The 26,250-nt window shown below is 62.6% G+C and carries 27 protein-coding genes; 5 read left to right on the forward strand and 22 right to left on the reverse strand.

The features are described 5' to 3' along the window. Positions 1-186: 186 nt before the first annotated feature. The 3 genes from rfbC to DESLA_RS0117465 form a co-directional block, all read right to left on the reverse strand. A complete protein-coding gene (gene rfbC / locus DESLA_RS0117455) occupies positions 187-732 on the reverse strand; it encodes a dTDP-4-dehydrorhamnose 3,5-epimerase (RefSeq protein ID WP_028573469.1) in 546 nt (181 codons plus the stop codon). Beyond that, entirely contained in the window at positions 729-1,649 is a 921-nt protein-coding gene (gene rfbA / locus DESLA_RS0117460) for a glucose-1-phosphate thymidylyltransferase RfbA (RefSeq protein ID WP_035262030.1), read from the reverse strand. The genes rfbC and rfbA overlap by 4 nt, the downstream gene beginning before the upstream one ends. 118 nt (positions 1,650-1,767) lie before the next feature. Next, complete coding sequence (locus tag DESLA_RS0117465) at positions 1,768-2,541, reverse strand: hypothetical protein (protein ID WP_028573471.1); 774 nt, start codon at positions 2,539-2,541, stop codon at positions 1,768-1,770. Positions 2,542-3,055: 514 nt separating this feature from the next. Between DESLA_RS0117465 and DESLA_RS21270 the strand changes: the two genes are divergently transcribed. Then, the gene (locus DESLA_RS21270) at positions 3,056-3,619 is read left to right on the forward strand and encodes a class I SAM-dependent methyltransferase (RefSeq protein ID WP_051434814.1); all 564 of its coding nucleotides are present in this window, start codon (positions 3,056-3,058) and stop codon (positions 3,617-3,619) included. A gap of 24 nt (positions 3,620-3,643) precedes the next feature. Then, positions 3,644-4,798: a hypothetical protein gene (locus DESLA_RS0117480; protein WP_028573472.1), complete on the forward strand. Its 1,155-nt coding sequence runs from the start codon at positions 3,644-3,646 to the stop codon at positions 4,796-4,798. 14 nt (positions 4,799-4,812) lie between these two features. On the opposite strand, the gene DESLA_RS0117485 is transcribed toward DESLA_RS0117480, so the two are convergent. The 13 genes from DESLA_RS0117485 to DESLA_RS21295 all read right to left on the reverse strand — a co-directional run bounded on the left by DESLA_RS0117485 (position 4,813) and on the right by DESLA_RS21295 (position 18,137). Continuing rightward, positions 4,813-6,036 carry a beta-ketoacyl-[acyl-carrier-protein] synthase family protein gene (locus DESLA_RS0117485; RefSeq protein WP_245590092.1) on the reverse strand — a complete coding sequence of 408 codons (1,224 nt, stop codon included), beginning with the start codon at positions 6,034-6,036 and terminating at the stop codon, positions 4,813-4,815. Further along, on the reverse strand, positions 6,033-6,287 hold the full coding sequence (locus DESLA_RS0117490; protein ID WP_028573474.1) for a phosphopantetheine-binding protein: 255 nt from the start codon (positions 6,285-6,287) through the stop codon (positions 6,033-6,035). Before DESLA_RS0117490 ends, DESLA_RS0117485 begins: the two co-directional genes overlap by 4 nt. Before the next feature lie 39 nt (positions 6,288-6,326). Then, positions 6,327-7,244 carry a lysophospholipid acyltransferase family protein gene (locus DESLA_RS0117495; protein ID WP_028573475.1) on the reverse strand — a complete coding sequence of 306 codons (918 nt, stop codon included), beginning with the start codon at positions 7,242-7,244 and terminating at the stop codon, positions 6,327-6,329. Between the two features lie 171 nt (positions 7,245-7,415). Further along, positions 7,416-8,615 (reverse strand): DUF2062 domain-containing protein, encoded by a 1,200-nt coding sequence (locus DESLA_RS0117500; RefSeq protein ID WP_028573476.1) that lies wholly within the window; start codon positions 8,613-8,615, stop codon positions 7,416-7,418. Next, complete coding sequence (locus DESLA_RS23510; protein WP_028573477.1) at positions 8,608-10,059, reverse strand: B12-binding domain-containing radical SAM protein; 1,452 nt, start codon at positions 10,057-10,059, stop codon at positions 8,608-8,610. The genes DESLA_RS0117500 and DESLA_RS23510 overlap by 8 nt, the downstream gene beginning before the upstream one ends. Positions 10,060-10,078: 19 nt before the next feature. Next, positions 10,079-11,635 carry a lipid biosynthesis B12-binding/radical SAM protein gene (locus tag DESLA_RS21275; protein WP_084032236.1) on the reverse strand — a complete coding sequence of 519 codons (1,557 nt, stop codon included), beginning with the start codon at positions 11,633-11,635 and terminating at the stop codon, positions 10,079-10,081. 21 nt (positions 11,636-11,656) lie between these two features. Further along, positions 11,657-12,940, reverse strand: a complete 1,284-nt coding sequence (locus DESLA_RS0117515) for a B12-binding domain-containing radical SAM protein (protein ID WP_028573478.1) — start codon at positions 12,938-12,940, stop codon at positions 11,657-11,659. Then, complete coding sequence (locus DESLA_RS0117520) at positions 12,925-13,401, reverse strand: acyl-CoA thioesterase (RefSeq protein WP_245590093.1); 477 nt, start codon at positions 13,399-13,401, stop codon at positions 12,925-12,927. Before DESLA_RS0117520 ends, DESLA_RS0117515 begins: the two co-directional genes overlap by 16 nt. Beyond that, the gene (locus DESLA_RS21280; RefSeq protein WP_051434815.1) at positions 13,398-13,820 is read right to left on the reverse strand and encodes an ApeI family dehydratase; all 423 of its coding nucleotides are present in this window, start codon (positions 13,818-13,820) and stop codon (positions 13,398-13,400) included. Before DESLA_RS21280 ends, DESLA_RS0117520 begins: the two co-directional genes overlap by 4 nt. Then, positions 13,817-14,491, reverse strand: coding sequence for a DUF3261 domain-containing protein (locus DESLA_RS0117530; protein ID WP_028573480.1), 675 nt, complete (start codon positions 14,489-14,491; stop codon positions 13,817-13,819). Before DESLA_RS0117530 ends, DESLA_RS21280 begins: the two co-directional genes overlap by 4 nt. Positions 14,492-14,495: 4 nt before the next feature. Next, positions 14,496-17,000, reverse strand: a complete 2,505-nt coding sequence (locus DESLA_RS0117535) for an MMPL family transporter (RefSeq protein ID WP_028573481.1) — start codon at positions 16,998-17,000, stop codon at positions 14,496-14,498. A gap of 4 nt (positions 17,001-17,004) precedes the next feature. Beyond that, complete coding sequence (locus DESLA_RS22040) at positions 17,005-17,670, reverse strand: outer membrane lipoprotein carrier protein LolA (RefSeq protein WP_028573482.1); 666 nt, start codon at positions 17,668-17,670, stop codon at positions 17,005-17,007. Beyond that, entirely contained in the window at positions 17,667-18,137 is a 471-nt protein-coding gene (locus DESLA_RS21295) for a hotdog family protein (protein WP_051434816.1), read from the reverse strand. The genes DESLA_RS22040 and DESLA_RS21295 overlap by 4 nt, the downstream gene beginning before the upstream one ends. Positions 18,138-18,239: 102 nt before the next feature. Between DESLA_RS21295 and DESLA_RS0117550 the strand changes: the two genes are divergently transcribed. Then, positions 18,240-18,482 carry a DUF6364 family protein gene (locus DESLA_RS0117550; RefSeq protein ID WP_028573483.1) on the forward strand — a complete coding sequence of 81 codons (243 nt, stop codon included), beginning with the start codon at positions 18,240-18,242 and terminating at the stop codon, positions 18,480-18,482. Further along, complete coding sequence (locus DESLA_RS0117555) at positions 18,479-18,895, forward strand: PIN domain-containing protein (protein ID WP_028573484.1); 417 nt, start codon at positions 18,479-18,481, stop codon at positions 18,893-18,895. The genes DESLA_RS0117550 and DESLA_RS0117555 overlap by 4 nt, the downstream gene beginning before the upstream one ends. Here the strand turns inward: DESLA_RS0117555 and DESLA_RS0117560 are convergent. Continuing rightward, on the reverse strand, positions 18,890-19,933 hold the full coding sequence (locus tag DESLA_RS0117560) for a radical SAM/SPASM domain-containing protein (protein ID WP_028573485.1): 1,044 nt from the start codon (positions 19,931-19,933) through the stop codon (positions 18,890-18,892). The two genes, DESLA_RS0117555 and DESLA_RS0117560, sit on opposite strands and share 6 nt — an antisense overlap. 38 nt (positions 19,934-19,971) lie before the next feature. Here DESLA_RS0117560 and DESLA_RS21300 point away from each other — a divergent pair, with 38 nt between their 5' ends. Beyond that, entirely contained in the window at positions 19,972-21,216 is a 1,245-nt protein-coding gene (locus DESLA_RS21300; protein WP_051434818.1) for an AMP-binding enzyme, read from the forward strand. Positions 21,217-21,261: 45 nt separating this feature from the next. Here DESLA_RS21300 and DESLA_RS0117570 read toward each other — a convergent pair whose 3' ends face one another. From DESLA_RS0117570 to DESLA_RS0117590, 5 genes are read right to left on the reverse strand one after another with little or no spacing between them, the layout of a single operon-like run. Beyond that, entirely contained in the window at positions 21,262-22,053 is a 792-nt protein-coding gene (locus tag DESLA_RS0117570) for a lysophospholipid acyltransferase family protein (RefSeq protein WP_084032159.1), read from the reverse strand. Next, on the reverse strand, positions 22,050-22,313 hold the full coding sequence (locus DESLA_RS0117575) for an acyl carrier protein (RefSeq protein ID WP_028573487.1): 264 nt from the start codon (positions 22,311-22,313) through the stop codon (positions 22,050-22,052). The genes DESLA_RS0117570 and DESLA_RS0117575 overlap by 4 nt, the downstream gene beginning before the upstream one ends. Beyond that, a complete protein-coding gene (locus tag DESLA_RS0117580; RefSeq protein WP_028573488.1) occupies positions 22,282-23,544 on the reverse strand; it encodes a beta-ketoacyl-[acyl-carrier-protein] synthase family protein in 1,263 nt (420 codons plus the stop codon). Before DESLA_RS0117580 ends, DESLA_RS0117575 begins: the two co-directional genes overlap by 32 nt. Next, a complete protein-coding gene (locus DESLA_RS0117585) occupies positions 23,535-25,019 on the reverse strand; it encodes a phytoene desaturase family protein (protein ID WP_028573489.1) in 1,485 nt (494 codons plus the stop codon). Before DESLA_RS0117585 ends, DESLA_RS0117580 begins: the two co-directional genes overlap by 10 nt. Further along, positions 25,016-26,236 (reverse strand): beta-ketoacyl-[acyl-carrier-protein] synthase family protein, encoded by a 1,221-nt coding sequence (locus DESLA_RS0117590; RefSeq protein WP_028573490.1) that lies wholly within the window; start codon positions 26,234-26,236, stop codon positions 25,016-25,018. The genes DESLA_RS0117585 and DESLA_RS0117590 overlap by 4 nt, the downstream gene beginning before the upstream one ends. Positions 26,237-26,250 lie beyond the last annotated feature (14 nt).

Consider the following 26,250-nt stretch of genomic DNA (forward strand, 5'->3'; position numbering starts at 1 on the left):
TAGTAGGCCCTTTTCATGATCTGGCGCTGCATACACGGTTTTTGGAGTTTTCGTCCAATCGGATTCACGAATGACGTTTGGAATGTTTGATTTGTTTTTTCGATGGATCGACGAAAGGGGAGTGGAAAAGGAAACGGCCGGGATGCGAGTGCATGCCGGCCGTGGAGAGCAGGGGGGGAGACGGGATCAGAAGAGGTCAGCGGGAGGGACGTCTTTCAGGCGCGGGGCCTGGGCGTCCTTGGCCGAAAGGCTGGGGGCTTCCAGAGGCCAGGAGATGGCGATGTCCGGGTCGTTCCAGATGATGGAGCGTTCCAGGTCCGGGGCGTAGGTTTCGGTGCATTTATAGAGAAAGTCGGCCTGCTCCGAGAGGACGCAGAACCCGTGGGCGAAGCCCGGCGGAACGTAAAGTTGATGGTGGTTGTCGTCGTTGAGTTCGGCTCCGAACCACTGGCCGAAGGTCGGCGAGTTCCGGCGGATGTCCACGGCCACGTCGAACACCGCGCCCTTGGTGACCATGACCAGTTTTCCCTGGGGCCGCTCAATCTGGTAGTGCAGCCCGCGCAGTACGCCCCGGGCGGACCGGGAGTGGTTGTCCTGGACAAAGGGATCGGGGATTCCGGCTTCGGCGTAGCGTCGGGCCCGGAAGGTTTCCAGAAAAAAGCCTCGGGCGTCGCCGAAGACCTTGGGAGCGATCAGCAGGACGCCGTCGAGGGGCGTGACCTGGACATTCATGGCCGGCCTCCCTGGTCGGGGAAAAGCGGGTCGCGCCGGACCAGGGCTTCCAGATAGCGGCCGTATCCGCTTTTGCGCAGCGGTTTGGCCAGCTCCAGGACGTCCTCGGCCCTGATCCAGCCATTGGCGTAGGCGATCTCTTCCGGGCAGGCGATCTTCAGGCCCTGGCGCTCTTCCATGGTCTGCACGAAATTGCCGGCCTGGAGCAGGGAGGCGTGGGTGCCCGTGTCCAGCCAGGCAAAGCCGCGGCCCAGGCATTCTACGTGCAACTGCTTGCGCTGGAGGTAGACCATGTTCACGTCGGTGATTTCCAGTTCACCGCGTGGGGAGGGTTGCAGCTCGGAGGCGATCTTCGTGACCTGGTTGTCGTAGACGTACAGGCCGGTGACGGCCCAGTTGGATTTGGGAACCTCGGGCTTTTCCTCAATGCTTCGCGCCGTTCCCCGGTCGTCGAAGTCCACCACGCCGTAACGTTCCGGGTCGCTGACCCAGTAGCCGAACACCGTGGCCCCGCTGTGGGTGGTCATGGCCCGGCGCAGTTTTTCGGTCAATCCGTGACCGTAAAAAATATTGTCTCCGAGGATCAGGGCGCAGCCCCGGTCGGCCAGGAAGTCCCGGCCGATCAGAAAGGCCTGGGCAATGCCGCCGGGTTTGGGCTGGGCCGCGTATTCCAACTGGACACCCCACTGGCTTCCGTCACCGAGCAGGTTCCGGAAGGCCGGGCCGTCCTCGGGGGTGGTGATGACCAGGATTTCCCGGATACCGGCCAGCATCAACACGCTGAGCGGGTAGTAGATCATCGGCTTGTCGTACACGGCCATCAGCTGCTTGCTCGTGGCCCTGGTCAGCGGATACAACCGGGTGCCCGAGCCTCCGGCCAGAATGATTCCCTTGCGTTTGTTCTCGACGGACGTCACGATTCCTCCCAGGGGAATGGGTTGAATGGGTTGAATGGGTTGAATGGGTTGAATGGGTTGAATGGGTTGAATGGGTTGAATGGGTTGAATGGGTTGAATGGGTGATGGTGGTTGTCCGCTAAGCGCCTGTGTTTTTCAGGTCCCGCAACAATTCGCGAACGTCCGACTCGCGACGGGCGCAGGTTGTCTTGGCGAATTGCCGGATGGTTTTTTGCACGGTGTCCGGGGGCGGGTACTCCGGAAAAACGGGCAGGCACAGCGAGGCGAAATCAATGCACGTGAACAGCATGCCCCGGTCCCTGCCGATCTCACACGACGCCCCGGCGGCCTTTTCCATGGAGCAGGACCGGGCATCCAGCCTTTTCACGAACTGCAGTACCTCTCCAGCTGATTGTTCCGTGTTCAGCTTGGTGATGGTGTGGTTCAATTTTTCCGCCCACTCCACCATCTTCAGGTATCCGCTGAAGGCGATCTTGCGTTTGGGGTTCGTGGGGTCGTCCCGGTATCCGCCGTGCAGATAGACGTCCACTTCGGCATGGGTGCGGGAGTACGCGGAAAAGAGCAATTTAGAATATCTGCCGTGCAGCGTCCAGGCGGTGGGCTTGGAAAGACGGCGCGCGATTTCCTCCCGAGGAGCCGGGGAGGGGTGTTCCGGAGCGGGGTGGCCGAGGACGGCGTAAAAGGCCTGAATGGTTTCCGCGTCCAGCAAGACACCGTGGAGGACGTTTTGCTCGTCCATGACCCGTTTGCCCAGTTCCAGCACCTGCCGGGACCGGGCCGTGAACCGATCCATTTCTTCTTCAAGGGCCTTGCGCTGCCCGAAAAACGTCTGCGCGGCTTCGGAAATGACTTCGGTCGCCAGTTCGTCGGCCATTTGCTCGAGATGGCTCATCAGTTTGCTCCTGACTGTTTTCGTGTCGATCGGAATGGATTTCAGGCGCCGCATGGGCGCAAAATGGATCTCGCTCTTCACCTGCGATCTGAATCGGTATCGAAATCGAAATCGTGATCGAAATCGAACGTCATGTCCAAGAAGATCGTAATCACAGGGTGGTGCACAGTATTTTCAAATTTCGATTTCGATTTCGATTTCGATCTCGACTTGGATTATGATGCGAACAGATTTGCTCTGGACGCCGGATATGCGCGCATTGACATTTGAAAAAAACAGCATGTATGGCATACAGGCCGAACATGTGTGATGCCGTCTTCGGCGAGCGGAACCATGCTTTTTTCCGCCACGAAATCGATGGTGAAATCCGGTTTTGGGTCGGCTGAAGGCCAAGCCCTTGGAAAGAAAGCATCCTTTGCCCCGGTTGTCAAAATGCCCAAGCGATGCGTGCTTGCCATTTTGGTCCTGGGAGCCCACAATAATTCAAACAACCCAACACGGAAGCAGCAGCGTCATGAGCACAGTCAATTATGTGAAATGTTTTTTGCGGGACAAAAACGTCGCCTCCATCACCCCGACATCCCCCTTTGGGGTGAAGCGGGTGTGCAAGAAGATCGATTTTTCCCAGGCCAACGTGATCGTCGAATACGGCCCCGGGGCCGGGGTGTTCACGGAGTATCTGCTCAAAAAGATGCGACCCGGCGCCCATCTCGTCCTGATCGAGCGCAACAAGGACATGTTCAAATGTCTGACCAAGGCGTTTCGCAGCGAGCGGGTGCACATCTTCAACGACAGCGTGGAAAACGTCGGCGCCCTGGTCAACGGGCAGTTGCCGGGCAAGCCGGACTATATCATTTCCGGCATTCCCTTTTCCTATCTCGACCAGCAAACCCGGCAGGAAATCATCCATCAAACCCACCAGATACTGGCCGAGAACGGCAAGTTCCTGGCCTACCAGACGTTCTACCAGAAGGACGACCACCTGTTCGTGCATCTGGAGCATTTTTTCCGGAACGTCAAATCCGAGTTCGAGCTGCTGAACATTCCCCCGATGCGGATTTATGAAGCCGTGAAATAACCCTGTCGAGCAAGGAGGGGCGTCGTGCGCAAGGTCCTGATGGTTGCAATCGGCGCGGTGGTCCTGGCCGCGGCGCTCTTGATCCTCTTCTGGCGTCCCGGAGATGAGCAAGCGCTCGTGGATGTTCCCCCCGCGCGGACGGCTTCTCCCGAGCCGCAAGCTCCCGTGGGCTCGCGGTACGTCGCGCCTCTTGTCGCTCCCGACTCTCCACCTGGTCCCGCAATACATCCGTCCGACGAGGCAACGGATGCTCCCGGCTTGCCGAAAACCCAGCCGGACGCCCAGTCAGAAGCCCAGCCAGACTCCCTGGAAGACTCCCTGGACGCCGGCCCTGACGAGCCCGAGCCGTCCGGCGTGTCGAACATCAGCGGCACTTTTTTCGATGACTTGGCCGGGCAGATCGTGGCTGGATACCATCCGCCCCGGTCCGAGTTCAATTCCGGGTCCCGGGGGCGGTTGCAATTCCATTTTTCGTCCCTGAACCGGCGCTATGGCATGGACTTGGTCGGCCTGGAGCACCAAAGTCCGTCGCTGATCCAGGGCAGGGAGGAGATTTTCCGGAACCTGCTTCAGCCCGAGGCTTTGGAAACCATATGGGCGCTGTTCATGCCGGTCTTCGAGCAGGCCTTGGATGAAGCGCTTCAGACGGGCCGGTGGTCCTTTCCGGCGGCGGGATCGTCGCCCGATGAGCGCGGCCTGACCATCCAGGAGCAGCAGGAGTTCTACCGCTTGTTGTCCGGTTCCGCCGCGGCCCTGGCCCAGGCTGTGCAAAGCTACGCGGACCATGAAGACGCTCCGGCCCTGACGGAGCGGTGGCTCCAAACCCAGACCAAGGCCGATGCCGCCCACTCCCGGTACCAGCAGGCCGATGCCGAACTCTTGGTCGCCCAGGAGGAAACCCCCGACGATGAGGTGCGGATTCTGGCCGAACGACTGGAACGGGACGCCGCGGCCCAGGGAATCATGCAGGCCATCGCCGCCAGGGAACAGGCCCGGCAAGACCTGCTGACCATTTACGTCACCGGGGCCTCCCGCCCCGAACTGAGTGAATCCGAACTGGTCTACCTCGCCGAATGGCTCTTCCGCCGCGTTCAAGCCCACCCCGAGCGCATCCAGGCCATCCGCTTCATGGCCGATAAATTCCGCGAACTGTCCCTGCGTCTGAGTCCGGGTTCCTGATTTCCGTCTTCCTCTCACCGGGAAAGGGCCAGGACGCTGTTGGTCCCGCCGAAGGCCAGGGATTGGGACAGGGCGTGGGGTTGGTCGCGGTTGGTCGTTATGGTGAGGGGAGACAGGGCGATGTCCTCGCCCGGTTCGGAGAATCCGGGACTCGCGGGAACCTTGCCCAGGCGCAGAAACGCCAGGCTGAGCACGGCTTCGATGGCCCCGGCGGCGCCGAGGGTATGCCCCGTGGCGCCTTTGGTGGACAGGAGCGGGACGGCGGGCAAGGCCTCGGCCAAGACTTTGCTTTCCACGGCGTCGTTGTCCTTGGTTCCCGTGCCGTGGGCATTGATGAAGGCGATGTCGTCCGCGCAAAGACCGGAGAGGCGCAGTGCCTCGGTCAGGGCGGTTTTCAGCCCCACCCCTTCGGGGTGCGGCGCGGTCAGGTGATGGGCGTCGCAGGCCGTCCCGTATCCGAGAATTCTCCCAAGTATTTCCCTCAGCACTCCCTTCCCCGCCTCTTTCCCCGACGGCTGGGCCTCCAGAATCATGATCCCCGCGCCCTCGCCCAGATTCAGCCCTCGGCGAGCCCGGTCAAAGGGGCGGCACGGCTCCGGGTCCATGATCTTCAGGGAAGCGAAGCCGTTGTAGGTTACCCGGCACAGCTCATCCGCGCCTCCGGCCACCACCACGTCACACAACCCCGCCCGGATCCACCCGGCCCCGATCCCGATGGCGTCCGTACCCGAGGAACAGGCGTTGGTCACGGTCTGACACGGCCCCCGGAATCCGAATTCCCGAGCGATGGCCGACGCGGGGTTGCCGCGCAGATAGCGCCGCACGGGCTCCATGTCCGGATGCAGGGACTGGAGATATTCGCGGTAAAATTCCTCACTGTTCAGCGTCCCGCCCACGGTGGTGCCGATGCAGACCCCGATGCGCAAATCTTGGCGACGATCCGTCGAGAGAACAGCCTGCTCAAGGGCCTCGCGGGCCGCGTGCAGGGCGAAGCGCACGGTCAGGGTCCGGCGGGTGTTCTGATCCTTCGCGAAGAACGCCTCGGGGACCTCAAAGACGGGGTAGGCCGTGGGATGGCTGCTCTGAAACCGTCGGGCCGGGGCCGGAGCGCGGCGGCCCGAAAAGATGGTTTCCAGGCTCTGCTCCAGGTTCAAACCGGCCGCGCAGATGCATCCCATTCCGGTTACGGCTACCGGCGCGGGGCTGTTCGCGGCATGGTTCGGACAAGATCCGCTCACTGGGGATTGCGCTCCTGGATGAAGTCGCACAGCGCGTTGACGGATTGAAAGGCCGTGCGCCCTTGCTCCATGTCCGCGATGACCACGCCGAAATGCTTCTGGATGATCACCACCAACTCCACCGCATCCAGGGAGTCCAGCCCCAGTCCCTCCCCGAAGAGCGGCGCGTCGTCGTCAATATCCTCGGGGGAGACATCCTCCAGATTCAGTTCCTCGACCAGGGTTTGTTTGACTTTATCCTTGAAGGTCATTGTGTCGTCCTTTGTTCGTCTTGAACGGCGTCTTATTCGTTATCGGGGTGTGTTCCACATGTCGTGAAAGTTGTAAAACTGGTAGGGATTGGCTTGAACATAGGTTTCCAGGGATTCCACGAATTCCAGGGCGAACGGTCGCAGGGCCTCCAGCCGACGATCCCGGATTCGGGGGACCCGGATCACCCGGGCCAGGTCCAGGGCATAGGCGTCGGGAGCGGTCTTGCGCGAGAAGAGCACGGCCACCGGGGCTCCGGTGGTGGCGGCGATTTTGTAGGCCCCTACCGGAAAGGCGGCTGGTTCGCCCAGAAACGGCAGCTCCAGATGGTTCTGGTCGTGGCCGAAGATCCGGTCGCCCATGACGCTGACGATTTCCCCGCGCCCCAAGGCCTGGACGATTTCCACGGCCCCGCCCAGAAATCCGTTGGGGTCGATGATCCGGTATGGTGATTCCAGACCCTTATGTTCATGATAGTGCCGGTCCACGTCGCCCTGGTCCCGCTGCATGAGCAGGTGCGTCGGAACCTGAAGTCTGTTCAGGCCGGACATGGCCGCCTGCCAGCAGCCCACGTGGGCGCCCATCAGGATCAGTCCCTTTCCGTGGTCCAGCAGCTCCCGGAGTATCTGGAACCCGTTGAAACGGACGGCCAGGCTTTCCGGGCCGAGGATGCCCGCCCGGGCCCTGTCCACCAGGGCCTGGGCAAAGCAGAGGCTGAGCCGGAAACTGTCCGTAAAGGCCCGGAAGCCGGTGCGGGTCGGGAATCGGCGGCGGAGATAATGCCGGGTTCTGGCCCGAAGCCGGGGCCGAAAGAGCAGGTAATACGCAACCACCGGGTAGGTCCAGGCATAGGCCAGACGACGCCCGCCCAGGCGAACGGCCAGATAGAAGAACTGGTGCTGCCATTTGGCGGCGATGCTCCGGCTGGACCAGGATGAGGAGGCGGAACTATTCAGCATAGAGTAATACCGTTGCCGGGGTCGGAATCGGTATCGGGATCGAAAACGCTGGGAAGCGTTCATAATTTTTCCTGTTCCGATTCCGATTCCGATAGCGACCCCGACTCCGATTGCCGGAGCAAGGGCGGACACAAAATGTGCTGAGAAGATACGAAGAGCCAGCGGGGCGGGTCATGACGGATCGCGTTCTTTGGCGTTTCGCCGGATGGAGAGGCGCAGGAAGTGGGCCGTCATGAACGTTGCTCCGGCCACCAGGGAAGCCAGGACCGGAGCCAGGACCAGGGAGCCGAGCACCCATTCCCAGAGCCGGGCCGGGGCCTGCTGGCCCAGGGTCTGGACGGTGAATTCCGTCAGCCATGAGCCGTGGCGCAGATAATGGCCGACCTCGATGCACAGCGCCGGTACCAGCGGCGGCATGCACAACTGGCTGGCGGTCAGGGCCACCACCCGGTTCTGGCCCAGATACCCGGCCGTGAGCAGGATGACCATGGTATGGATGCCCACCAGGGGCAAGGTGCCCAAGAACACGCCCAGGAAAGCGGCCCTGGCCAGGCCGCCCGGCGTGACCGTGTCGCGCAGCAGGATCTTCAGGGACTGGATTGGCCGGATGACGCTTATGGCCGCACTGTCGACCGCACTCCCTTGTGTCCGCTGGATGATCCGGCGATGGGGCCAGGGCAGCATGGAGCGCAGGGTCAGCCGGGTGTTCAGCCAGGATATCCGGACATTGTCCATGATCGCCCGAAAGTGGGAAACCCGCTGCGCGGCCGGGGGATAGTGGACCCTTATAGGCACGTCCAGCAGGTCCAGCCCGGCCCAGGCCGAGCGGACCAGCACCTCCACCTCGAAGGCGTAGCGGGTTTCGGTGAACTTCAGATGTTCGAACAGGGCCACGGGGTAGGCCCGGAAACCGCTTTGCGTGTCCAGGAGTTTGCGGCCGGTCTGGACGCGCAGCCAGAAATTGGAGAACCAGCGCCCGAACCTGGACGCCCGGGGCACGTTGGCCGCGGCGAAATCCCGTGCTCCAACGATGACGGCCAGGGGATGGTTGCGCACGGCGTCGAAAAACCGGGGCAGATCGGCGGGATCGTGCTGCCCGTCCGCGTCGATGGTCACGATGTGCGTCACGCCGAGGGCGGCGGCCTCCTGGGCCGCGGTGCGAATCGCCGCGCCCTTGCCCTGGTTCGTCCGGTGCGTCCGGATCTTGACGGGCAGGTCGGCGATCCGCGCCAGACCTTGGTCCGTGCTCCCGTCGTCCACCACCAGCACGTCCGGGTGCACCGCCAAAACGCCTTCCACCACCTGCCTGAGGGTGGCGCCGTGGTTGTACACGGGCACGACCACGAGGATTTGGACTTTTGGGTTACGCACCGTCGAACCTGTCCCTTCCGCGGGCAAAGCGGATGAATGTTCCGAGATTGGAGAGGAACCGACGCCAACTGTCCGGGGAGCGCCAGAGCATGGCGGCGTAGTCCAGGAGAACCCGCGGGCGCTGGTAATGCTGGCGGTAGAAGGAAACATGCAGATCTTCCAGACGTTGGCGGGTAAAGCCGCGGGGCACGAACAGGAAGTGCATGCAGTCCATGCGGCTCCAATCCTCGTCGAACTCTCCGTGGTCGCGGATGGTCGCGTAGGCCGGAGCGCCGGGGAAGGGGGTGAACTTGGTCAGGTTGAAGTCGTCCACGGGCAGGGAGAAGAGGAATCGGCGGGTTTTTTCCACGCTTTCCTCGGTCTCTCCGGGCAGGCCGATCATCAACAGCCCCTTGACGCGAATGCCGGCTTTCTTGATCAGCCGGACCCGCCCGGCCAGTTGTTCCAGGTCCACCTTGCGGTTCATGGCGTGCAGCAGGTCCTGGTCCCCGGTTTCGATGCCCAGGCTGACCATCCAGCACCCGGCGGCCTTGAGGCGGCGAAGCAAAGGCTCGGTGACGTGTTCGGCGCGCACCGCGCAGTTGAAGGTCATGTCCAGGGGCGCATCCGCAAGCAGGTCCGTGAGTTGTTCGATGCGCTGGAGATGAAACGTGAACTGGTCGTCGTAGAAATTGACGTGCCGGATGCCGAAGCGCTCCTTGAGATAGCGCATGTGGTCATACAGATAGGCGGCGGAGTTGAAGCGGTAGCTGCGCTCGAACACGGACCGGTCGCAATAGGCGCAGGCGTACGGACATCCGCGACTGGACAAGGCGCTGGCGTTGGGCGTCGTGGGGTAGTTGAACACGGGCAGCGTGTAGCGGCCAGGGTAGCCCGGCAGGCGCTCATAGGCCGGGTAGGGCAGGTCGTCCAGATTCGGGATTCGGGGCCGGGGCCCGGCAAAGACGATTTCGTCGGCGCAAGCGCCTCGGGAGATCACTCCGAGGACATCCTGACTCCGGCCTGCGGTCTGGATCAGTTCCGCCAGGCTCTGCTCGCCCTCGCCGATGACGATATGGTCGATCACCGGGTGGTCGCGGAGCATTCGGTCCCGCAAGGCCGAGACATGCACCCCGCCGAAGACCACGCGCACCCCGGGCAGCACCGCCTTGGCCAACTTCGCCAGCCGGACTCCGTCCAGAAAGGCGGAAGTGGTGCAGGAAAAACCGATGAATCCGGGCCGCTTTTCCAGCAGCAGGTCGCGCATCCGTCGTTCCGAGTCCGGCCAGGCGTAAAAATCCACGATGTCCGACGCGATGCCCAGCTTTTTCAGGTACGCGGCCATTGTGGCCAATCCCAGGGGCGGCATGATGTTGGCCACGCGGGAAATGTCCCCACCGGCCCGGCCGACGGCGTACCCCAGGGGATGGACCAGAAGAACGCGATTGTGGTCAAGAGTGGGCATGGTTGCGTGCAGTCGGGCGTCAGGCTTCGGAAGTTGAAATACTCGCGGGGTATTGCGTGGCGAGATCGGTCGCGGGCGGGAAGGGGATGGACCGGCCGCCTTCTGGGGAGCGATGTGCCGGTGCAGAGGGAAAAGCTTCTTTTGACGAGCCGCCGTTCGCCTTCCCGTTCGTCCTCCCGTTCGCCCTCCCGTTCGCCCGGCCGTTCGCCCGGCCGTTCCCATTTTTTCCCCGACGCTGCTTCTCCGCGCTGATCAACTGGTCCCAGACCAGGCCGCGGTACCCGAAGCGGCGCATCACGTTCATGCGGTCCTGGGCGTTTCGTGGCGGGAAAAAACGGTCGCGACGACCGCGCAGGGCCTGGCTCACGGTTGCGTGCATGGTTTCGCGGTCCAGCAGCGGACTGTGGTAATAGGCGGGATGAAGCAGCGAGGTTTGCCGGTCGATCAGGCCTTCGGCCACGGCGCGGCGGTGCAGCCTGGTTCGCGGAAGGATGCGCAAACCGGAATACAGGAAGGCCACGCAGTGTTCCATCTTCTCCAGGTTGGCCAGGGTTTCCTTGATGGTCGCCTCGGTTTCCTCCGGTCCGCCGATGATCAGGTAATGGGCCAGGGGAATGTTTCGGGCCGCGCAGACGGCATTGAACCGCAATACGTCCGAGCAGCAAAAGCCTTTGCCGAGTCCGGCCAGGGTCGATTCGGCCAGGGCGTCCGAACCGACCTCCATGCCCAGGAGGCCGGAGCGGAGCAACAGGTCCAGCTCCTCCTCCCGAATGCGTCCGGGACGAAAAAACGCGCTCCAGCGCACGGGCAGGTTACGCCTGAGCAATGCCTCGGCCACGGCCAGATAGTGGCCTTGATCGTCGTTGAACACGGAGTCGGTGAAAAAAACGTGGTCCACTCCGTGTTTCCGGGCCAGTTCGGCCATGTCGTCCGCCACGTGTTCCGGGTCCCGCGGACGGATGGTGCGGCCCTCGATGGCCGGATAGCTGCAATACACGCAGTCGTGCGGACATCCTCGCTTGGTGTGCACGCCGGGCAGGCCGCTTTCCCGCTGATAGTACTCCAGGATCACGGGGTCCATCCGGGGCGAATGCATCCTGGTCGCGTCCAGCGGGCTGCTTTTGACGATGAGCGGCCCGGTCTCTCCCCGCTCGATGCGGGAGAGCAGGTCCAGGACGGCCCGCTCACCTTCTCCGGCCACGCCGAAATCCGCGCCCAGGTACGCAAGGATGGCCTCGGGCATGATGGAAAACGCCGGACCGCCGACAATGATCGGGACGTCGTGGGTCGCGCGGAGCAGTTCCACGATTCGCCTGCTCCGGTCCAGAAACCACTGTTCCGGACCGCCGCAGGAGTCCACGTCGTCGATGTTGCGCAGCGAGAGGCCGACAACCCGGGGCTGAAATTCCAGCAAGGCCGTCCGCAGCGCATCGTCGGACTCGCCCATGGCCAGATAGTCGATCTGCCGGACTTCATGACCCGCGGCGCACAGTGCCTGGGCGACCACGGCCATGCCCAGGGGATACACCGGGTAGGGCTCGCGGTCCGTGTTCGTGGCAAGCAGGAGTATTTTCATCGGCACGAGGAAGGTACAAGATCAATCATGGCGGGAATGCTCCGTGTCCGGGTTCTTTTTGGGAAAGGCCCGTTTGCGTTTCAGGTCGTAGCGACGATAGGTGCCGTCGTCCATCTCCTTGGAAATGACCTTTTTGAACAAGTTGCCCATTCGCAACTGCGGCCCTCCCTCGGCGTAAAACGTGTCCCAGGCATAGTGAAAGAGTTCCTGCAGGGTGTCCGGAGGCATTTGCTTGGGCTGAAAAACCACTTTGTCGCAGGTGTACTCCAGCCAGTTGTTGCTCAGGATACGGTCTTGCTGCTCGAACATCTCCCGGATGGGGGTGTGCGGGAACGGGGTCAGGATCGTGAACTCGGCCATGTCCAATTCCACCTCCAGGAGGAAGTCTACCATCCGCTTGATGTAGGATTCGTCGTGATCGTCCAGACCCAGGAGGATGGTGCCTTCAATGCCGATGTCGTGGTCCTTGAGCATCCTGATCCGTTCCCGAATGGTTTTCGAATCGTCGATCACCGCCTGGTACACGTACCAGCAGCCGGCCTGGGCCGCGAGGTCCAGGATTTCCGGGTCGTACATGATGGGATGGGAAATCCACTTGCGCTTCAAGGGAATCATGGCCGTGAACAGGTCTTTCAGCCACTCCCGGTCCTGGGCCAGGGAATTGTCCACGAAGAACAGCCGGTTGTTGGCGATGGATTCCATCTCCGCGATGACCTTGTGGATGGGACGCGGCCGGAAGGACTTGCCGCCCAGATAGGCCACGCAGCAGGGCATGCAGTTGAACTTGCAGCCTCGGGAGGCGTGGAGCAGATCCACCATCTGGACGCCGCGATAGTTGTACAGGTCGCGCTTCAATATGCCGCGCCGCGCCGTTCCCGCCAGGGAGATGTCCGGAGGAGCGCCAAGATAGTCATAGACGGGGCGCAGGCGGTTTTCCTTCAGATCCTGGATCACCGCGGCGAAGCGGCCTTCCACTTCGCCCAGAAAGAGCGAGTCCGCGTGTCGGGCCGCTTCCTCGGCGTGAAGCATGGTCCCGATGCCGCCCATGATCACCGGCACGCCCAGTTCCCGGTAACGGTCCGCGATGGCCAGGGCCCTGGGCAGCTGGCAGGTGAGCATCACCGACAGGGCCGCCAGATTCGTGGAGGCGTCGAAGTCCAGGGGCTCCAGGTTCTCGTCCGTGAACGTGATCTCCACGTCCTCGGGGACTTCCGCCGCGAAGACCACCGGCCCGTGAGGCGGCAGGTGGAATTCGGTCTGGCGTTCGAGCTTGGGCCATTTGGGGTAGATCAGGTGCATGCGCATGGTTTGTCCCGTTTCCATCGGTCGCAGAAGGCTTCGAAAAAAGGAGGCAGGGCGATGAGCACGTTCATCTTCAGGTCCAGGAGCATTTGCACGGTATAGCCGGTGGTGGCGATTGTCCCCGCGACGTTGCGGACCACGTATTCGGTGTTGATCCGCGCGGACTCGGAAAAATGCTGGATCCCCTCCACGGTGAACTCTTCGTCGAAGCGCAGGGGCTGGTGGTAGTCCACGTGCATCATTTTAATGGGCGTGACCACGCCGTGCTCGTAGAAGGCCATGTAGCCGATGCCGTATTTGTCGCCCAGGGCCATACGCGCGTCCTCGAAAAAACTTGGGTATCGGCCATGCCAGACAATGCCCAGCGGGTCCACCTCCTCGAAGCGCACCCGTCGCGCACAGACGGCTCGCAAGGGCTCGGGGTGGCCATCCTGTTTTGGGAAATACGGTTTGCGCATGTTCATCCGTCAGCGGGGGCGCCTGGTTCAGAGGTGGAGGCCAAGGTGAATGTAAGGGTGTACGCCGCGGCCTGTTGCTGGTCCACGGTCAGCACAACGTTGCAAGCCCCGCCGCCGGGGCCGCATCGGGCGCAACGGGAGCATCGGGCCGTAATGGTTTCTCCGGGCTTCAGTTTCCGCAAGAATTTGGCCCGGGTTACGGTTTTCAGCCGCTGGTGACCGGTTTTCTCCGCAAGGAGGGCCTGGGACAAAACAACGCCGAGCCCGATCTGGACCACGGCCGGCAGAATCGCTTCTTCCGGAAAGTGTCCGGCGAATCCGACGAACTCGGGCGGGAAGGAGAAGTCCTGGCGGATGGTTTGACCGTCCTCCCGGATGGCCGGACCCAACCGGGCGGCCAGGATGCCGTCGCTGATCGTGTTCATGGCTCAAAGACCTCATGCAGGACAATGGTCAATGCGTATCCGGCCCGGTGGTCCTGGTAGACGATTCGTCCGGGACCCGTAAAGCCGTTCATGGGTTGGTAGGCGTCGAAGTCAACGCTCCAGCGCCGCTTTGGATCGTAGACACGGCGAACCTGCCCCTTGCGCGGGTCGCAGGTCTGAACCACCGGCGACCCTTGAGACCGGTCGATCAGCAGCAGATCTTCCGGCCCGAGATGGGCCTCGGCGTCGGCCATGTCCCGGTGGGACAAAAAAATCCGGCGCGTACTCAACGCGATCTGGTCGGCCAGCCGCTCTCCGTTGGCTCCCAGGGTGGGGGCCAGAGCAAGGATATCGTGACCTTCCGAGGTGACCTTCAGATCGAACAGCTTCATTCCCAGTTCGGAAAGGCCGACAATTCGCACCTCAGCCCGATCCACGTCAAGAATCATGAACCCCTGGAGCACATGGGTTTGTCCTTGGGTCTCCAAAAATACGGTTTGACGCAGATGGTACGGAGTTTCGCCCGCGGGCCACGGTGTCAGGCAGGAGTCGGTGGGAGGGATCACGTGTGGCAGGTAGCCGTCCGGTGGAAGGTACGGACGGGAACAACCCGTCAGGAGGATGGCGAGAAAGATGCCTTGCAAGATGCCGTGAATGATGCGTTGCGACATGGGCTTACCGGTGGGATTTTTTGCGCGGCTCCAGGCACGGCACCACGAACAGGGCCGCCGGGATCGCGGCGGCGATGCCGATGAGGACGGTCAGGCCGATGGAGTGCAGGGCTGGATGGTCGGCCAGGACCAGGGCTCCGAAGCCGAGCAGGGTTGTCAGGCCGGAGACCAGTACGGCCTTTTCAGTGTCCAGGTCAGTGCCCAGGCCAATGTCCAGGTTAGCGTCCAGATCCGTGCCCAATCCCGAGCCCAAGCTGTCCCGCCCCCGGTCGAGGCGCATGGTCATGAAGATGCCGTAGTCCACGCCCAGTCCCAGTATCAGAAACGTGGCCGCGATGGAGTAGAGATTAAAGGGAATGTTCAGAAGTGTCACGACAACGATCAAGGCGGACAGCCCGGCCAGGGCCGGGGTCAGGGACTGGAGCATGCGTCGCGGGTTGCGGAACAACACGGCGGTCATCAGGGTCACGAAGACTCCGGCGGCCAGGAGAAAGCGGGTCATGTCCCGGTGCAGGGCCGCGGCGATGTGCCGGCCCAGGAGAGACTGGGATACCAGCCGGGTTTCGGAAGGGAGGAGGGCGTGGAGTTCGGGCTTGTCGGGAAGCAGCGTGAGGATGGTCACGCCCGCGTTGTCCGGAACAACGAGCATGTCGATCAGCTCTTCCATACCGAGACGACGGAGGTGATCGATACGGACCTGTTCAGGCTCGGCCTGGAGGAAGTCAAAAAACGGGGCAAAGGCCTGGGGCGCGAAGCCCAGGCGCGCGCCTTCCCTGGCCATGATATCCCGAAGCCCGGCTCTTCGTTGCGTCCAGAAATCCGTCCATCGGCAGATGGATTCCTCTTGAACCGACGCGGGGGGCAACAGCGGGGCCAGGCTGGCGACGGGCGTGCCCGGGCCCGCTTTTTCCAGAAAGGCATGTTGGGCATGGGCCGTTTGCAACGCATTTTCCAGGGTATCGCCCTGGGCAACGAGCATGGCCAGGCTGCGCACCCCGCCCCAGGACTGCGCGACGACCCGCTCGGCCTGAGCCAGTTCTTCGGGGACCATGCTCAGGGCCTGAAGGCGTCCGTCGAAATGAATCGAGGGCCAGCAGAGCACGGCGGTCGCCAGCAGGGCGACGAACGCCGAGATCGCCGGCCTGCGGCGAGTCGGCCATGAGGCCAAATGCGCCAATGGTCGCTCTGGCGGATGAACTGGCGTGGACGGACGCCGCTTGTTTCGGCGCAGCAGCAAAACCGGCAGGACCGTCAGGGACAGAAGCATGGCCGCGCTCAGGCCGGAAACCGTGAACAGGGCCAATTGCCGCTGTCCCGGCAGGCTGGAGAACAGGAGCAGGCTGAACACCCCGGCGGAGGTCAGCCAGCAGAACAGGATCGGCTTGGCCAGCAGGGCCAGAGTCTGTGCCGGATCAGCGCCGCGTCGCAGCCCGTACCAGACATGCAGCCCGTAATCCACGGCCAGCCCCATGAGTACGGCCCCGAAGCCCAGCGTGATGCCGGAGAGAGGATTGCCGGTGGCGGCCACGGCCGCGACGCCAGCCAGCATGGCGACCAGGGGCGCGGCGTAGGCGAATGCAGCCCGCCAGGAACGCAGAAACAGAACGAACAGGGCCAGAATGCCCAGGGCCGAGACGGGAAGCACCAGGGCCAGATCCCGCTGGATGGCCTGGGCGTTGGCCGCGGTATAGGCGTGGCCGCTGATCACGAAGGCCCGTATCGGGCTCGAAAGATCATTCGAAAGGTCATCCGAAGACGCATCCGCCAGCGCCGCGGCCAGAATGTCATCCAGGGCCGCCAGCATGTCCCGGGAGCCCCGGGCGTCGGTCATGGCCACGGGAGTGTCCAGGACGAGCAGGGCTCCGGGATGATCCGGGTTCAGGAAAATGCCTTCACCGGGATTCGACATGGCGAGGCCGTCACCGATAATGTCAAGGGAAGACAGCTTACCCCAGATCAGATTCCGCAATCCCAGCGGGTCCGAGCTGATCAGTCCCTTCATCCCGATACCCTGCAATCCCAGGAGCGTCTCGCGGGCACCTTCCAGGGCGCGACGGACGGATTCCGGATGGAGCAGCGTCTCGATGCGCTCCAGGTCGGATGGCGTGGAAAGCGCCGGAAGCAGGGAAAGAAACTGATCCGCCATATCCTGAGCTTCCGGCTGGTCGGGGGCTGTGCTTGGTTCGGCGAACCAGGGCGGGCCGGCCGCTTCTCGAATATCTTGAGCCGCTTGCCTCAGAACTTCCAGATCGACAAGCCCGGACTGCCCAGGCACCGGTTCCAGGATCACGAGCACCTTGGACAGGAACGGGGCATGGCCCAGCAGACGGACATCCCCGGCCAGGCCGGAGCCGTCGTCGGGGAGCATGGCCTCGATGTCCTCCGCCAGGGTTGCCTGGCGCAGAAAAAAAAGTCCCATGGCCAGGCAGCCCGCGAGGAGCAGGAGAACTGTGGCTTTATGGGACAATAAAACGGTGAAAAGGCGCACCGTGGCTGGAGTTCGCGCCATGATCCTAGAACAGCCCCGGTGAAACATCCTCATTGACGCGGACGTTGAAGAAGCGGATGCGGGTGGTGTCGCCGTCGGGTTCGAAGAGCACGATCTCCTGAAGGTGGGTTTCGTCCCGGTCAAAGGAGACCTGGACGCGCTGGAGGACCGCCGCGAGTTGACGGGTTCTGGGCAGGAGTTCCAGGGTAAGCGGGGCTGTTTCCGGGGTCGATTCTGGGGTCGTCTTTGGCACGGCAAGGGTGAAAGAGGCTTCCAGTTTTTCGGCGTCCATGGTGGACCAGGCCAGCATCTGGTCCACGATCACCGAGAGGATTGGATCCCGGGCCAGCGGGGAGGGGGCGGACATCCCGGAATGTTCATTCCAGCGCCGGACCTGTTCCCCGTCCGAGGCGAATCCAAAAGCGGAGGGCTCCTGATAGGCCCAGTGAATTTTGCCGGGTTGCTTCACGGCGAAGACGCCCATGGAAACAAAGGTTCGGTCGAACATGCTCAGGCGCTTTTCCTGCTCAAAATCCCCTTGGACCGATCGGGTGCCTTGGTGAATGACCGCCAGGCGTTCCCGTAAGGCCGGCGTCAATTCCTTGAATTCGTCAGTCACGGCGGTTGGGGGAAGTCCGAGAGACAGGAAGAGGAGGAGAAAACAGGACAAGGCCAGGCGGTGAATCGTCATGCCGGGCCTCCTTGCTCATCGCCGTCCGAAGCGATCCAGATTTTCAGTTCTCCCTGGGCCAAAAGATCGTCGTGACGGCGGACCTCCGCGTCGATGATCACGAATCCTGCGAACTCTCCGGTGGGCCGGACTCCGACGGTCAGCCGGTCGCCGACCGAGACGCTCGGCTGGTTGGCTTCCGGTGTGGGAAACGAGACTTTTTTCACCCCCACCAGATACCCCGTCCGCCCCGGACGCCCGGCCTGGAGATCACTATAGCCGCTGACCGCGGCAAAGGTCTGGGCCATAAGTTCCACCATGGCCTCGGGGAGCAACGCGTCGTCCCGGTCCAGAAAAATATTGTCCGCCCGGATAACGGTCTCCGCCGTGCCCGAACCGTCCGGCTCCACGGACAGGACCGTGTCGATCAGGCGCATGGGAGGCTGGTGGGGCATCAGGTCGGCGGCGGAGTGGGGGAGTTGGATCATGGGTGCGTTCCTTTGAGATTAGCCGTGAATATATCCGGATTTGACATGCTCTCAAGCGCGACGTACTTCTTGGGGAAGAGTGTACGTCAAAGAGGAGGAAGCATGAACACGAAACTGACCTTGCGCTTGGATGACGAGCTGATCGATTCGGCCAAGCAACACGCCGCCCGGACGGGCAAATCCGTTTCACGCATTGTCGCGGATCTGTTTGAAATGATCCGAAATGAAAAGCAAGGCAGGGAGCTTCCACTGCCACCGGTCGTGAAAAGCCTCAAAGGGGCCCTGAAAGGCAGGCCTGTGGAGGAAAACGAGTACCGGAAACATCTGGAAGAAAAGTACCTGTGAACGTTCTTTTCGATACCAACGTGATCCTGGACGTCCTGCTGGACAGAGAGCCTTTTGCCGATGATGCCGCCCTGCTCCTGGCAATGGTGGAACGCTCCGAAATTAAGGGCTCCATTTGCGCCACGACGGTGACCACCATCCATTACCTCGCGGCCAAGGTGCTCGGCACCCAGGCTGCCATGGGCCATGTCCGTTCCCTGCTCGCCTTGTTCGTCGTCGCTCCCGTGAATCGCGTGGTGCTGGAGAGCGCTCTGGCTTCTGGTTTCGCCGACTTCGAAGACGCGGTCGTGCATGCGTCCGCCCGTCATGTCGGCGCGGAGTACATCGTGACCAGGAACGTTCCAGACTTCAAGAATGCCGCGCTCCCCGTGCTGACACCATCGGAATTGATCATGCACATGGCTTGTTTATGAGTTGATCCGCTCCGGATTTCTCCAGCAAAGAGGGTCCGCGGCCAGGTAGTCGCCGGTGTGCTGGTAGGCCATGCCTCGGCAGCCGTAGCAGGAATGGTGGAACTCGCAGGTTTTGCAGGCCCCTTTGATGGTTTCGCGGATGTTGCGCAGGTCGCGGATGACCGGGCTTTGGTGGAGGATCTCAGCGAGCCTGGCCGTGCGGATGTTGCCCACGGCGATGTCCACGCCCGGACAGGGGACGACGTCGCCGTGCACGGTTATCGTGCAGGTGTAGAAATGGCGGTTGCAGGTCAGGCCGGCCACCGGGGGGCGTGGGTCCCATTCCATGCCGAAGCGGGTTTTGTCCAGGTCGGCCAGGGTTTGAAACAAGGACCGGATTTCCTCGGGGCCGACGAGCAGTTCCGGGTAGTGGCGGGCTCGGCCCTGAAGGGTGATGGTCTCGAAGTACGGGACCATGCCCTGGTCGCGAATCCAGGCCCACATGGTCGGCAGTTCCGAGAGATTTTGGCGGCAGATCACGGTCTGCACGCCCAGCGGAAGCTCTGGCGCGGGGTATCCCGCGTCGCGCAGATGGTGCAGCCCCTGGCGGATTTTCGCGAAGGTCCCGGGCTTGTCCGCCAGCACGTCCTGCACCTCCTCGCGCATGCTGTTCATCTTGATCACCGGACTGACTCCCAGGGCCATGAATTCCTTGGCCAGCTCGGCGGTGATCCGCGTCCCGTTGGTGAACAGATCAATGGCCGCTCCGCGCCGGTGAATATGTCGCAGGATGGCCAGGATGTCTGGATAAACCAACGGCTCCCCGCCGCCCAGGACGATGATCCGCCTGGCCCCCAGTTCCACGGCCTGGTCCACGGCATCCAGAATCTCCGACAGGGACAACTCCGCGTCCAGGGCCGTCCCGGAATCCGCATAGCAGTAAATGCACCGCAGATTGCACGCCCTGGACAATTCCAGTTCCATGGACAATAAGCGTCCCGTTTGCTTGGCGTCTTCGATGTCTTCCGGCGAAAATTTGCAAGAAAGGTTATTTTTCATGACAAAATTTGTTCCACGCATCCATTGCGAGGCTCAGCGTGCGGCGGATTGCGCTTGATCGTTCCGATTATTTCATTTTGACCCGGGCTGTCGCGTTTGCCAAGCTCAAGGCGGTTCGCAACATTTCCGACGTGTTCGGTGATGAACTGCTCATCAGTCCGGACAGCGATTTTCAGGTGGAGCCGCTGAAGGCAACGCCGGATGAACTGGCCCAGGCCTCCGAACAGGTGGCCGGGTATTTCGGCCTGTCGGCGGAAAAGGCCGCGGTTTTGGCCGGGTTGCCGACTCTGGGACAATGGGCCGGATATCTTTTGGAACAGATCGGTCCGCGACCGGAACGCATCGCCTTTTCCACTTCCGGCAGCACCGGCGAACCGAAAACCGTTGTTCGCGACGTCTTTTTCCTGGAACAGGACGCCGTGCATCTGGCCGACTTGTTTCCTCACGTCAACCGTTTTTTGGCCCTGGTCCCGCCGCACCACATTTACGGGTTCATCCACGCGGTCCTGGTTCCCAAGTTGCTGGACGTCCCCTGCCAGGATCGGCGCTTCATAAATCCTTCCGCCTTGATCAACGAGCTGCGTCCGGGCGACGCGGTTCTTGGCTTTCCGCATGCCTGGCGGCTCTGCGTTGAAACCGGTGAAACGTTTCCCCCTGGAGTGCTCGGGGTCACCTCCACGGGGCCCTGTCCGACGGAAACCATCCGGGATCTCAAGCGCCGGGGATTGGAAACACTGCTTGAAATATACGGCTCATCGGAAAACGGAGCCATCGGTTATCGGACCGGACTGAACGATCCCTTGACCTTGCTGCCCACCTGGAAGCGGGTCGGCGAGGATCAATTGGCGCGTGTGTTGGAGCAGGGCGGATCGTCCGAGCCGTTCACCATCCAGGATATGTTGGACTGGGTGGATCACACCCGTTTTTTCGTCAAAAAGCGCCTGGACCATGCCGTCCAGGTCGCCGGGATCAATGTCTATCCTTCCCGGGTCCGCAATGTGTTGCTGGCCCATGAAGCCGTGGTCGACTGCGCCGTGCGGCTGATGCGCCCGGAAGAGGGCCATCGCCTGAAGGCCTTCGTGGTGCTTCAACCGGACCGGGAGGCCGATCCCGGCATCCGGGACGCCTTGCGCGTCCATTTGGCCCGCCACCTGTCCCACCTTGAACAGCCCGCCTCCATCATCTTCGGTCCCGAACTGCCCATAAACGAGATGGGCAAGGCGGCGGATTGGACTATTCATTCCGGCCCGGCCCTTCTTCTGGGGCAAGCGACGCGGGGATAGCGACAAACCTCCGTCGCCTCGATCCGGGCTCAGCGACCCGTTTTCTCACCGCTGTTTTTCAAGGGCCTCGGCCATGGCCGCCTTGACGGTCTTGCGCAGGGCCACGTGTCCGGATTCGCCGGTGAAGGTGGACGGATCAACTGCCGATAGTGCCTGGAGGCGGATGGTAGTCGGGGCCATGAGCAGGGCGCCCGGCGGCAGGAGGTGATCCGTGCCGGAAATGCAGACCGGCACGATGGGCGTGTTGGTTTCCACGGCCAGCTTGAACGCCCCGGAGTAGAACCTGCCGAGTCGTCCGTCCCGACTCCGGTGGCCTTCCGGGAAAAACATCAACGAAATACCTTCCGCCAGGAGTTCACGGCAGCGGAGCAAGCCTTCCTCCCGGCCCAGGGATTCCATGTCCACGTAACGGGCTAGGCGCATGAACGGGGCGTACCAGAACATCCGGAACGGCCAGGACCGCAGGGCGAACCCGCCGTTGCTGAAGGGCAGGGCCCCCATGCAGAAAATATCGAAAAGAGAGCGGTGGTTCAGGACGATGATACAGGGTTGGGGAAAGCGGTCCAGGGCCAAGTCGATTTTTTCAAAGCGCGTGAAAGGGGCGATGAGGACCATCCAGACCTGGCCGTAGAACCGGATGAAATACCGTACGATCCGGTCCATGGGTCGGCCGGTGGCGAGGCGGGCCAGGGGGAGGACTATCGGGGCCAGGAGAACGAAGGCCAGGGTTTGCAGGATCAGCAGAGGATAAACCACCGCGCTCATCACCAGCGCTGACGGCCCCAGGCGCCGTGAAGCCGCGGGCGGCGCGGCCTCCGGCGGGGGAACCTCGGTCATTCCAGTTCCTTGCGCTTGGTCTCAATGAAGGCGTACAGGTCGCCCAGGGTGCGGATTTCCCGGATGGCCTGCTCGTCCCGGAGCTTGCAGCCAAAGGCCTTCTCCAGGACGATGACCATGTCCACGGCATCCAGGCTGTCCAGCCCCAGTTCGTTGAACAGGTGCGCCTCGGGCTTCATGGCCTCCGCGTCCAGTTCGAATTCCTCGGCCAGGGCGGTGTTTACGGTATCAATAATGTCTTTCTGGATGTCTTGCTGCATGTTCGGCGAATTTCCTTACGATCAATGAGGCATTGACTCCGCCCAGGGCGAAGTTGTTTTTGACGGCGATATCCATAATGCGGGGTTCCGGTTCCCGGACATGGCGGACCATGGCGCATTCAGGGTCGGGTTGGTCCAGGTTCAAGGTCGGCAGGCACAGACCGTCCTGGAGCATGCGCACCACGGCGATCAATTCCAGGGCTCCGCTGGCGGCCAAGGTGTGCCCCAGGTGGCCCTTGAAACCGCTGACGGGCACGGCGTCGCCGAAGAGCCGGGCAATGGCCCGGCATTCCGCCGGGTCGCCCAGTTCCGTGGCCGTGGCGTGGGCGTTGACGTAGTCGACCTGACCGGGTTCCAGCCCGGCGTCGGCCAGGGCCAGGCGCATGCATTGCTCGATCCGACCGGGGTCCGGGGTGGAGATGTTCGTGGTGTCGGAGTTGGAGGCGAACCCGATGATTTCGGCCAGGATCGGGACACCCCGCTCCAGCGCGGAATCCAGGGATTCCAGAACGAGAACCCCGCCGCCCTCGGAACAAACCGTGCCGTCTCGCCGGGCGTCGAATGGTCGGGGCGATCTGCCCGGATCGGTATTGTATCCGGTGGAGGCCGCGTTGATAATATCGAAAATGCCCACGGTCAACGGATGCAGTTCCTCGGCACCGCCGCAGAGCATGATCCCTTGTCGGCCCAGGGCGATGGCTTCGTAGCCCAGGCCGATGGCCTGCACTCCGGTGGCGCAGGCGGCGGAGGGGGCCATGACCCGGCCGCCGATGCCCAGGGCCTGGGCCACGTTGGCCGCGCAGGTGTGGCCCATGATCTTGAAGAACAGGGACGACTTGACCTGCTCGATGGAAAATTCCCGCAAATACTCCGCGAAGAAATCCTGCAGGGTCTGAGGGCTGCCCACGGTGGTCCCGATGATCACGCCGGTCTGCTCGGAGCGGCGCAACGACTCGTCGACCCGGGCCGATTCCAGGGCCTCCATGGCGGCCAGCACGGCGAAGACGGACATCCGGGACATGGTGCGACGGTGTTTTCTGGGAATCTCCCTGGCATCCAGCTCCGGAACGAGCCCGGCGATGTGACAGCGCAAGCCCTTGATCGCTTTGAGGTCTGGATGCTCGGTTATTGCGCTTTGGCCGCGGGTCATGGCCGCGTACAGCGTCTCCACGCCCACGCCGTAGGGCGAGACCGCTCCCAGCCCCGTAATCACCACCCGGTTCAGCGACATTGCTGGACCTCCTTGCGCAGCGTTTCCGGCCCCAGGATGAATCCGCAGGTCAGAAAGGCGGAAATCGTCGCGCCCAGAACCCCTGGGCCGGTCAGGGCTTGGCCGGTCAGCAACAGGCCCTTGATCTTGGTCAGGGGAGACGGAGCGATCTGGCCGTGCTTCTGTTTGATCCCGTAGAGGCTGCCCGAGGGAATGTTGACCCAATCCCTGAACGTCAGGGGGGTGGCGCAGTCCAGCATGGTCATGGAGCCGATTTCCGGGACCATCCTCAATACATGGGCCTGAACCCGGTTCATCAGTTCCTGTTTCGTCGTCCGGTAGGATTCCGGACGATCTCGTGGGCCGGAGTTCAGCCAGGGCCGCATTTCCTCCATGGACGCCGGACAGAGCAGGATCATTCCTCGTGCGGAGGAGCCGTCGGCCGCTCCGGCGGCGGCCAGAAAAAACGGACGCTTCTCAATAGGCCGGTCGGGCCGGCAATATCCGTCCAGATCCAGATCCGGGCAGAGAAACAGATTCTTGCGATCCAGGATATTGGGAAATGTATCCACCGCGGCGGAAAACATGAAGCCCGACGAAGTTTCCTCGTAGGCCTGAAAGCGACGTCTGGTGGCGGGGCGAAAGGCCGCTTCATCAACCATGGACAGCAGGGAGCACGGGTGGATGGCGGCGATGCAGGCATCCGCCCGGACAACCTCGCCGTCTTCCAACGCCACGCCACGACAATGCCCAGAAGCAACTTCAATTCGCTTGACGTTGCGTCCGGTCAGCAGAACCACGCCCAACTCTTCCAGACGGCGGGTCAAGGCCGCGACCAGGCTTTTGCCGCCACCCTTGATCCCATGCACGGACTGATACAGGGAGCCGCAGACTTGGGCGTGCAGGGCCATGGAGGCCTGGCCCGGCTCCACGCCGTACAGCAGAAAGTGCAGGGACAGCAGGGCCCGCAGCCGTTCGTCCCGGAACAGCCCGCCCAGACAACTCGCGACGCTTTGCTCGTGCAGGGGATTGAACGCGCCGACGGCGTCAAAGGGCAGGTCCAGGTTCAGGTGCGGGGAACGGTCAAATTCCTCGGCCACGATCCGCAGATAGGCGTCAATTCCGGCCTTTTCCCCAGGATAATCCGCGTGCAGCCGCTGACGAAGCCGGTCATACCCCTGGGGAAAACCGAAGGAAAAATCGTCCAGAGGAAAGCGCGCCGCGTCAAAGCAGTCGGCGTCGTAGGGGACCTTGGTCAGCCCGTCCTCGATCCCCAGGCAGCGAAAATAGACGTCCAGAACCTCGCCCCGGCCATACGCGCCGGTGTAATGAAACCCGGTATCGAAATGCAGGCCCTTGCGCTCAAACCCCTTGAGCAGCGGGGCGGCCTGACCGGTCTTCTCCACCACGGCCACCCGGCGCCCCCTCTGGGCCAGGATGACGGCGCAGGCCAGCCCGGAAATTCCTGAGCCGATAACGATATGGTCGAACTTCATTCCGGAAAACCCAAAGCCAGACAGGCATTGGTCCCGCCGAAGCCGGCGGAGTTGCAGAGTACGTTGCGCAGCCGGGCGGAGCGGGTTTCGGTGACGATGTCCAGTTTGGCCGAGGCGGGGTCCGGGCGTTCGAAGTTGATGTTCGGGGCGATGAAGCCTTCCCGGGCCATGAGTACGCAGTAGACGGCCTGGGCCGCGCCGGACATCCAGAGTTCATGGCCGGTCATGGATTTCAGCGAGGAGACGGGAGGGGTGGGTGTTCCGAAAAGCCGGGCGATGCTTTCGGCTTCCACGGAGTCCCCGGCGGGCGTGGACGTGGCGTGGGCGCAGATATAGTCGACTTCCGGCGGGTTCCAGCACGCCTCGCTCAGGGCCATGCGCATGGCCCGTTCCAGGCCGTCGCCGCTGGGCACGGAGATATGCTCCCCGTCCGAGGAAAAGCCGTATCCGCGGACCAGACCGAGCACCTGAGCGCCGCGTTTGCGGGCCAGATCCAGCCGTTCCAGCAGCAGGGTCGCCGCGCCGCCCCCGGGTACCAGACCGTCCCGGTCCGCGTCGAATGGACGGCTGGCGGTCTGGGGTCGGTCCATGCGGGTGGAGAAGGCTCCCAGGCCGTCGAAGCTGCACACCGATTGCCAGTTGATTTCCTGAGCTCCGCCGCAGAGCACCCGGTCCTGACGGCCCGAGGCAATCAGGTCCGCGGCCTGGCCCACGGCGTGCCCGCCGCTGGAGCAGGCCGAGCTGATGGTCCAGCAGGCGCCCCGAGTGCCCAGCAGGGTGTTCAGGTTCATGGTGATGGTGGAGGTCATGGAGCGAAAGATATGCCCGCTGCCGATGGACCGCGTGTCCAGGCGTTCACGGAGCATGTCCACTTGTTCCACGCCGGCCAGGCAACTGGAGTCGCATCCGAACACCAGTCCGGTGCGGTCGTTGCGCAGATCATCCGGGTCCAGCCGGGCCATGGCCAGGGCTTCCATGGTCGCGGCATGGGCCTGGACCGCGAACTCGGGCATGGTCTTGCGCTGTTTGCGACTGAGGTGTCTGGCGGGGTCGAACCCGCGAATCAGGCCGGTCAAGGCGCTTCTGAAGCCCAACTTTATCCGTTCCAGATCTACGCTGATTCCGGACCTGCCCTCATACAGGGCCCGGGCCGCGGAATCCGCGTCGTTGCCCAAGGAAGAGACGATCCCTACGCCGGTGATGGCCGCTTGATGCATGCTTAGATTCAAGA

Source organism: Desulfonatronum lacustre DSM 10312 (assembly GCF_000519265.1).
Taxonomy (GTDB): domain Bacteria; phylum Desulfobacterota; class Desulfovibrionia; order Desulfovibrionales; family Desulfonatronaceae; genus Desulfonatronum; species Desulfonatronum lacustre.

Bases quoted from the DNA above. Each gene is read 5' to 3' on its own strand.
- DESLA_RS21280 (WP_051434815.1), bottom strand. From the start codon at position 13,820: ATGAACACGATCAGCGACGGCATCCTGGCCGCCCGGTTGGGTCCGGCC.
- DESLA_RS0117495 (WP_028573475.1), bottom strand. From the start codon at position 7,244: ATGCTGAATAGTTCCGCCTCCTCATCCTGGTCCAGCCGGAGCATCGCC.
- DESLA_RS0117585 (WP_028573489.1), bottom strand. From the start codon at position 25,019: ATGAAGTTCGACCATATCGTTATCGGCTCAGGAATTTCCGGGCTGGCC.
- DESLA_RS0117590 (WP_028573490.1), bottom strand. From the start codon at position 26,236: ATGCATCAAGCGGCCATCACCGGCGTAGGGATCGTCTCTTCCTTGGGC.
- DESLA_RS21275 (WP_084032236.1), bottom strand. From the start codon at position 11,635: ATGAAAATACTCCTGCTTGCCACGAACACGGACCGCGAGCCCTACCCG.
- rfbC (WP_028573469.1), bottom strand. From the start codon at position 732: ATGAATGTCCAGGTCACGCCCCTCGACGGCGTCCTGCTGATCGCTCCC.
- DESLA_RS0117560 (WP_028573485.1), bottom strand. From the start codon at position 19,933: ATGAAAAATAACCTTTCTTGCAAATTTTCGCCGGAAGACATCGAAGAC.
- DESLA_RS0117570 (WP_084032159.1), bottom strand. From the start codon at position 22,053: ATGACCGAGGTTCCCCCGCCGGAGGCCGCGCCGCCCGCGGCTTCACGG.
- DESLA_RS23510 (WP_028573477.1), bottom strand. From the start codon at position 10,059: ATGCCCACTCTTGACCACAATCGCGTTCTTCTGGTCCATCCCCTGGGG.
- DESLA_RS0117520 (WP_245590093.1), bottom strand. From the start codon at position 13,401: ATGAACATGCGCAAACCGTATTTCCCAAAACAGGATGGCCACCCCGAG.
- DESLA_RS22040 (WP_028573482.1), bottom strand. From the start codon at position 17,670: ATGACGATTCACCGCCTGGCCTTGTCCTGTTTTCTCCTCCTCTTCCTG.
- DESLA_RS21295 (WP_051434816.1), bottom strand. From the start codon at position 18,137: ATGATCCAACTCCCCCACTCCGCCGCCGACCTGATGCCCCACCAGCCT.
- DESLA_RS0117490 (WP_028573474.1), bottom strand. From the start codon at position 6,287: ATGACCTTCAAGGATAAAGTCAAACAAACCCTGGTCGAGGAACTGAAT.
- DESLA_RS21270 (WP_051434814.1), top strand. From the start codon at position 3,056: ATGAGCACAGTCAATTATGTGAAATGTTTTTTGCGGGACAAAAACGTC.
- DESLA_RS0117515 (WP_028573478.1), bottom strand. From the start codon at position 12,940: ATGCGCATGCACCTGATCTACCCCAAATGGCCCAAGCTCGAACGCCAG.
- DESLA_RS0117575 (WP_028573487.1), bottom strand. From the start codon at position 22,313: ATGCAGCAAGACATCCAGAAAGACATTATTGATACCGTAAACACCGCC.
- DESLA_RS0117580 (WP_028573488.1), bottom strand. From the start codon at position 23,544: ATGTCGCTGAACCGGGTGGTGATTACGGGGCTGGGAGCGGTCTCGCCC.
- DESLA_RS0117535 (WP_028573481.1), bottom strand. From the start codon at position 17,000: ATGGCGCGAACTCCAGCCACGGTGCGCCTTTTCACCGTTTTATTGTCC.
- DESLA_RS0117530 (WP_028573480.1), bottom strand. From the start codon at position 14,491: ATGTCGCAACGCATCATTCACGGCATCTTGCAAGGCATCTTTCTCGCC.
- DESLA_RS0117465 (WP_028573471.1), bottom strand. From the start codon at position 2,541: ATGAGCCATCTCGAGCAAATGGCCGACGAACTGGCGACCGAAGTCATT.
- DESLA_RS0117550 (WP_028573483.1), top strand. From the start codon at position 18,240: ATGAACACGAAACTGACCTTGCGCTTGGATGACGAGCTGATCGATTCG.